Source organism: Aeromonas sp., assembly GCF_050633025.1.
Lineage (GTDB): Bacteria > Pseudomonadota > Gammaproteobacteria > Enterobacterales > Aeromonadaceae > Aeromonas.
In genome coordinates this window covers 1-6,086 of the sequence record NZ_JBODRQ010000169.1, presented here as the reverse complement: position 1 = coordinate 6,086, position 6,086 = coordinate 1, and the positions used below count along the sequence as shown (strand labels likewise).

Annotated in this window: 7 protein-coding genes; all 7 read right to left on the bottom strand. The window is 60.4% G+C overall.

Going from position 1 to position 6,086, the window contains the following annotated elements; translation table 11 throughout:
- Nucleotides 1–706, bottom strand: a 706-nt coding sequence (locus tag ACRAUW_RS16270; protein ID WP_431363115.1) for an FtsW/RodA/SpoVE family cell cycle protein, incomplete at its 3' end; no start/stop codon positions are given.
- A complete protein-coding gene (mrdA, locus tag ACRAUW_RS16265) occupies nucleotides 699–2,615 on the bottom strand; it encodes a penicillin-binding protein 2 (protein ID WP_431363114.1) in 1,917 nt (638 codons plus the stop codon). The genes ACRAUW_RS16270 and mrdA, both read right to left, overlap by 8 nt.
- A gap of 103 nt (nucleotides 2,616–2,718) precedes the next feature.
- Entirely contained in the window at nucleotides 2,719–3,186 is a 468-nt protein-coding gene (gene rlmH, locus ACRAUW_RS16260) for a 23S rRNA (pseudouridine(1915)-N(3))-methyltransferase RlmH (RefSeq protein ID WP_005298242.1), read from the bottom strand.
- Nucleotides 3,187–3,207: 21 nt separating this feature from the next.
- Nucleotides 3,208–3,549 (bottom strand): ribosome silencing factor, encoded by a 342-nt coding sequence (gene rsfS, locus ACRAUW_RS16255; RefSeq protein ID WP_431363113.1) that lies wholly within the window; start codon nucleotides 3,547–3,549, stop codon nucleotides 3,208–3,210.
- A gap of 97 nt (nucleotides 3,550–3,646) precedes the next feature.
- Nucleotides 3,647–4,297 (bottom strand): nicotinate-nucleotide adenylyltransferase, encoded by a 651-nt coding sequence (gene nadD / locus ACRAUW_RS16250; RefSeq protein ID WP_431363112.1) that lies wholly within the window; start codon nucleotides 4,295–4,297, stop codon nucleotides 3,647–3,649.
- Nucleotides 4,291–5,328 (bottom strand): DNA polymerase III subunit delta, encoded by a 1,038-nt coding sequence (gene holA, locus ACRAUW_RS16245; RefSeq protein WP_431363111.1) that lies wholly within the window; start codon nucleotides 5,326–5,328, stop codon nucleotides 4,291–4,293. Before holA ends, nadD begins: the two co-directional genes overlap by 7 nt.
- Before the next feature lie 13 nt (nucleotides 5,329–5,341).
- Entirely contained in the window at nucleotides 5,342–5,824 is a 483-nt protein-coding gene (locus ACRAUW_RS16240) for an LPS assembly lipoprotein LptE (RefSeq protein ID WP_431363110.1), read from the bottom strand.
- Nucleotides 5,825–6,086: the final 262 nt, after the last annotated feature.

Genomic DNA, 6,086 nt, shown 5'->3' with positions numbered 1-6,086 from the left:
CGATGGCAATCTTGGACTGGATGATGTGATAGCCGCGCCCGAGCGGATCTTTCTCCGGGTCGATCAGCATCATGACCCGCTGGCGTTGATAGTCATGCATCAGGAAGAACCAGAGCACCGGCATAAAGGCCGCGATCAGCAGTACCGCCAGTCCGATCAGCCACCAGCTGAGCCCCGCCAGGAAGATGACGAAGAAACCGGAGGCGGCCACCAGAATGGAGGTGCCAAGGTCGGGCTGGGCGGCGATCAGCAGGGTGGGCAACAGTACCATCACCAGCGCGATCACCACATGGCTGAGTTTGGGGGGCAGCGAGTGACGGCTGAGCCAGGCGGCCACCATGATCGGCATGGAGAGCTTCATCACCTCGGAGGGCTGGAACTTCATAAAGCCGAGATCGAGCCAGCGTTGGGCCCCCTTGCCGATGTGACCGAACACATCCACCGCGATGAGCAGCAATACCACCACTGCGAACAGCGGCACCGACCAGCGGGCGTAGAGGGAGGGGGGCAGCTGGGCCAGGCCGATCATCAGGGCAAAGGCGAGACCACCGCGCACCAGCTGGCGCACGATGGAGTCCATATCCTGACCGGAGGCGGAGTAGAGCACCACCATGGAGAGGGTCATCACGGCCAGCAGACCGAGCAGCAGGGGCAAGTCGATATGCAGCTTGTACCAGATACTCTGCTGACGGGCTGAATTACTCATTGGTAGCAACCTCACTCGGTTTGGACGGCTTTTCCGGTGCTGGTGGCAACTGCGGGTCGGGAGGCAACAAGTAGGCATCCAGCATGGCACGGGCGACTGGGGCTGCATTGGCGCTGCCACCACCGGCATTTTCCAGCACCAGTGCCACCACCGCATTGGGGGCTTCATAGGGGGCAAAGGCGACAAACAGGGCGTTATCGCGATGCTCTACCTTCATACTCTTGGCGTTATAGACCTGATTCTCTTTCATGTTGACCACCTGGGCGGTGCCTGATTTGCCTGCCGCCACATAGGGCGTGTTGGCAAAGGCGCGACGGCCGGTCCCCTCATGGCCGTTTATCACGCGCCACATCCCCTCACGCGCCACCTGCCAGTAGCTGTCACTCCTGGTCTTGAGTGCCATGTTCGGGTTGATCGGTGCATCGACCACTCCCGCTTGGGAGGCGGTGCTCTTGAGCAGGTGTGGGGTGACGTCGTGACCGTTCTGGGTCAGGATGCTGATCGCCTTGGCCAGCTGGATTGGCGTGGCGCTCCAGTAACCCTGACCGATACCGATAGAGATGGTGTCCCCCTGATACCAGGGCTGACGCCAGCGGGCCATTTTCCAGTCACGGGATGGCATGACGCCCTTGGTCTCTTCATAGAGGTCGACGCCACTGTACTGGCCGAAGCCAAACTTGGTCATGTAGCTGTGGATCTTGTCGATGCCGACCCGATAGGCGAGGTCGTAGAAGTAGGTATCTGCCGATACCTCTATAGCACGATAGACATCGAGCCAGCCGTGGCCCCAGCGGCGCCAGTCACGAAACTTTTTGGTCGTGCCGGGAATGGAAAAGCTCGGGCCGCCAAAGTAGCGGTAGTTGGGGGTGATGGCCCCCTCGTTGAGCCCCATCACCGACATCATGGGTTTGACGGTGGAGGCGGGAGCATAGATGCCCTGAGTGGTGCGGTTCACCAGCGGCCGCGCCGGATCGTTGAGCAGCGCCGAGTAGTTGGCGCTGGAGATGCCGGTCACGAACAGGTTGGGGTCATAGCTCGGACTGGACTCCATGGCGATGATGGCACCGGTTCTCGGGTCCATCATGACGATGGCGCCGCGCTGGCCGGCCAGCAGTTGCTGGGCCTTGAGCTGCATCCGGACGTCGATGTTGAGGTAGATATCCTTGCCGGGAATAGGCGGCTGGAACTTGAGAGTGCGAACAATCCGGCCGCGGTTGTTTACCTCGACCTCCTGATAGCCCGCCACGCCGTGCAGCTCATCCTCGTAATACTTCTCCACCCCTTGCTTGCCGATATCCTTGGTGGCCGCGTAGTTGGCGAGTTTTTCTTCCTTCTCGAGGCGCTCCACGTCACGGGTGTTGATCTTGGCCACATAGCCCAAAGCGTGGGTGAGGGTGTCACCAAACGGGTAGTAGCGCTTGAGGTAGGCCTCGATGCTGGCGCCCGGGTAGTTATGCTGGTTGACCGAGAAGAGAGCCACCTGATATTCGGTCAGCTTCTCGTAGAGGGGGACCGGCTTGAAGCGGCGCTGGCGCTTCACTTCGGCGAGGAACTTCTCCTTGGTGCCCTCCGGCAGACCCAGCAGGGTGATCAGCTGGTCGGCGGTTTTTTCGAGATCGGTGGTCTCTTCCGGCACGATTTCCAGACTGTAGACCGGGCGGTTTTCCGCCAGCAGCACGCCGTTAGCGTCATAGATGAGGCCCCGTGGCGGCGCCACCGGCACCACGCGGATTCGGTTGGAGTTGGAGCGAGTCTGGTAGGTGTCGTAGGACTCGACCTGCAGATAATAGAGATTGCCCAGCAGCACCAGCATCAGCACGACGATGCCGATGTAGGCTACCAGGGTGCGCCGGAAGAACAGATTGCCCTCGGCACTGTGATCGCGCATTTCGATGCGTTGTTTCAGCATGCCTTTACCTCAAGACCCTTGGGGGCAATAAGAGCAGGAACTGCATTGTTCACTCTCTGTGATAGGGGTGAATATGAGCGGTGAGACTCCAGAGACGCATGGCTCACTCTCTATGATACGGATGATTGGTGGTGATGCTCCAGGCCCGATAGAGGCTCTCGGCCACCAGTACCCGCACCAGCGGATGGGGCAGGGTGAGCGGTGACAGTGACCAGCTCTGCTCGGCGGCAGCCTTGCATTCCGGTGACAAGCCTTCCGGCCCGCCGACCAGCAGGGCCACATCGCGGCCATCCAGCTTCCACGCTTCCAGCTGCACGGCGAGTTGCTCCGTGGTCCAGGGCTTGCCCGGAATGTCGAGGGTGACGATGCGCGAGCGTCCTGCGGCGGCCAGCATGGCTTCCCCTTCCTTCTGCAGGATGCGGGGGATGTCGGCATTCTTGCCCCGCTTGCCTGCGCCGATCTCGACGAGTTCAAACGGCATGTCTTTGGGGAAGCGGCGACGATACTCTTCGAAGCCATGCTCTACCCAGGCGGGCATCTTGGTGCCCACCGCAATCAACTGAATCTTCATGTCGGTACTTTGCTGTTTTCGTTATTGCGTGTTCACTTGAGCGGCACCGCCCCACAGTTTTTCCAGTTGGTAGAAGTCACGATGTTCATCCTGCATCACATGCACGATCACCGAGCCCATATCTACTAGTACCCACTCTCCGCTCAGCTCGCCTTCCACGCTCAACAGGTCGAGCCCGGCATGGCGAGCTTCACTGGCCAGATGGTGGGCAATGGCGCAGACGTGACGGTTGGAGTTGCCGGAGCAGATGATCATGGTGTCAGTGATGCTGGATTTGCCGCGCACATCGAGGGTGATGATATCGCGGCCTTTCATGTCATCAATATTGTCGATGATAAAGGCGTGAAGTTCTTGGCCTTGCAATGAGTCTCTCCTCTGTTCCGGCGCCTGACAGCGTGAGGGCGGCGGATTATATCATGGTCACTCCCGTTTCCTACCGGAACGGGACAGTTGGGAAGTCTTACCGGCAGATGGCGCGGTAGAGCCCCTGTTGATCAATATAGTGCGCAACCGGCTCGGGCAAGAGGTAGCGGGTGTCTTGTCCCGCATCCAGCAAGGCCCGCAGTCGGGTGGCTGACAGTTCGATGGGCTGGTTGTCCGCCAGCCAGATGTAGCCTGCCTGTTGCCGGTGCAGTGCCTCGACCTCTGTGACCTGATGACGGGCCAGAAGTTCAGTCAGTTCGGCCGGATAATCCGGTTGCCAGCCGGGACGGCTGCTCACCACCAGGTGGGCGTAGTCGAGCAGCTCCTGCCAGCGGTGCCAGCTTGGCAAGCTCAGCAGGGAATCCATCCCCATCAGAAAACAGAGCGGCGTATCGGGCAGCTCCTGACGCAGCTCGATAAGGGTATCGATGGTGTAGGAGGGCTTGTCACGCAAAAGCTCCCGCTCATCCACAACAAAGTGGTGGTTCTCTGCCGCCGCCAGCTTGACCATGGTGAGGCGCTGTTCGCTTGAGCAGAACGGGTTGGCGCGGTGGGGCGGAATATGATTCGGGATCAGCCGCACTTCGGCTAGACCAATGGCATCACGGGCCTCGATGGCCGGGCGCAGATGGCCGATATGGATGGGATCGAACGTGCCTCCCAGCAGGCCAATGGGCGACTTCAGCACGGGCTGCTCTCCATCACCAGCGGCAGCGGGGTGCCATCACGAAAGCCGAGGGCAATGGTTTGCAGCATCAGCCAGGTCTGCTCGGTATCGAAGCGGCGCTGGGCGTCATCCAGTTGCACCATCAGTTGCCACAGTTGCTGCAACTTGGCAAACGGCAGTCGGGTCAGCGCTTGCTGAATGAGCTGCTGGCGGCTCTGCCAGATGCGCAGGCGGCTGAAGTGCTCACCCAGCGGCTGGCCGCCCCGCATCGCCAACGACAGCTCGGTCAGCTGCTCCAGCTCGCGGCAGAGGCTCCAGGCCAGCATCCCTGGCTCGGTGCCTTCGGCCCGCAGGGCGGCCAGAATGCGCTGGGCCCGGTTCACCTTGCCCTCCAGCAGGGTATCGACCAGCTGAAACGGGGTGAAGTGGGCGTGGCGGATAATGGTCTCTTGCAGATAGGTGACGCTGATGGGCTGGGGCGGCGAGAGCAGGGTCAGCTTCTCGATCTCCTGACTGGCGGCCAGCAGGTTGCCCTCGTAGGAGTGGCACATGAAGTTGATGGCATCCGGCAGCGCCTTGAGGCCGAAACGCGCAAAGCGGGCGCTCATCCAGCGCGGGAAAAACTTGGGCTCCGGATGGTTGACCGGCACATAGGTGCCAATCTGGTAGAGCTTGTCGAACCAGGCTGCCTTCATCTGGGTCTGGTTGAGGCGACCGCCACTCAGCACCAGCAGCAGGTCGGGATGAAGCTGCTTGCCAATTTCGCTGATGCGGGCAGCGAGATCCTTGTCCACCTTGGCGGGCAGCTCCAGCTCGATGATCTGGCGGGCGGAGAAGAGGCTCATCGCCTGACAGGCATCGTAGACCTGATTCCAGTCCAGCCCCTGTTCCACGACGAAGGTGTGGCGCTCATCGAAACCCTGCTTACGGGCGACCTGACGTATGGCATCGATGGCCTCCAGTCGCAGCAGGGGCTCGTCGCCAAAAACGAGATAGCAGGGCCGAAGCCCTGCTTTGAGGTGGTCACCAAATTGTTCAGGGTAGACTCTCATCAAAATACTCGCATCAGAAGCTGACCTGACTCAACTGCCGGATCACCTGATTGGCCGCCTGCTCCTGCATTTCGCGGTTGAGCTGCTCCTGCTCACGGGAGGAGGCGAGCGCTGCATCCGGCTTGTTGAGGAAGCTGCGGTTGAAGTTGATGGGGAAGACTTGAGTCGGCTTGCCCGGCACCGAGATGGTGAACTGGGAACCAAAGCCCAGCACATACTCGGTGTCGACCCCGAGGGCGTTGACCGAGGCGACCTGACTGGTGCTGCCTACGCCACCCAGAGTGAGCACCGGAATGCCCTCCTTGTCGGCCAGGGTCACGCCAGAGGCCTTCAGGCGGGTGGTAACCATCCGGTAGAAGTCGCTCTTGTTGTCGCCCACGACCTTCATGGTCATCAGCTCGCTCGGAATGCCGTTGCCGCGCATGTGAAAGCCGCAGCCTTGCAGCAGCAGACCAGCCAGCACGATGGCCATCCAGCGGGTGAAGATGGTGCCCATAGAAAATCCTCTTTGCATTAAGGGAAAGCGGCGGGCGCAGGGCCCGCCGTTATCATCCGTTTGCTGTCACAGATTGGCAATGATCAGTTGGCAGCCAATTAGTTAGCGACAATGTTGAGCTGTCATGGGCCGGTACGTCGTTACCCATGAGTGGCCACACAGTCAGCCAAGGTCGCCAAATGGTATGACATCAGTTGGCAACCGATCAGTTAGCGACAATGTTGAGCTGTCATGGGCCGGTACGTCGTTACCCATGAGTGGC

What these genes read in the sequence shown, in the direction of transcription:
- mrdA (WP_431363114.1), bottom strand. Translation starts at nt 2,615, where the DNA reads ATGCTGAAACAACGCATCGAAATGCGCGATCACAGTGCCGAGGGCAAT.
- ACRAUW_RS16240 (WP_431363110.1), bottom strand. Translation starts at nt 5,824, where the DNA reads ATGGGCACCATCTTCACCCGCTGGATGGCCATCGTGCTGGCTGGTCTG.
- rlmH (WP_005298242.1), bottom strand. Translation starts at nt 3,186, where the DNA reads ATGAAGATTCAGTTGATTGCGGTGGGCACCAAGATGCCCGCCTGGGTA.
- holA (WP_431363111.1), bottom strand. Translation starts at nt 5,328, where the DNA reads ATGAGAGTCTACCCTGAACAATTTGGTGACCACCTCAAAGCAGGGCTT.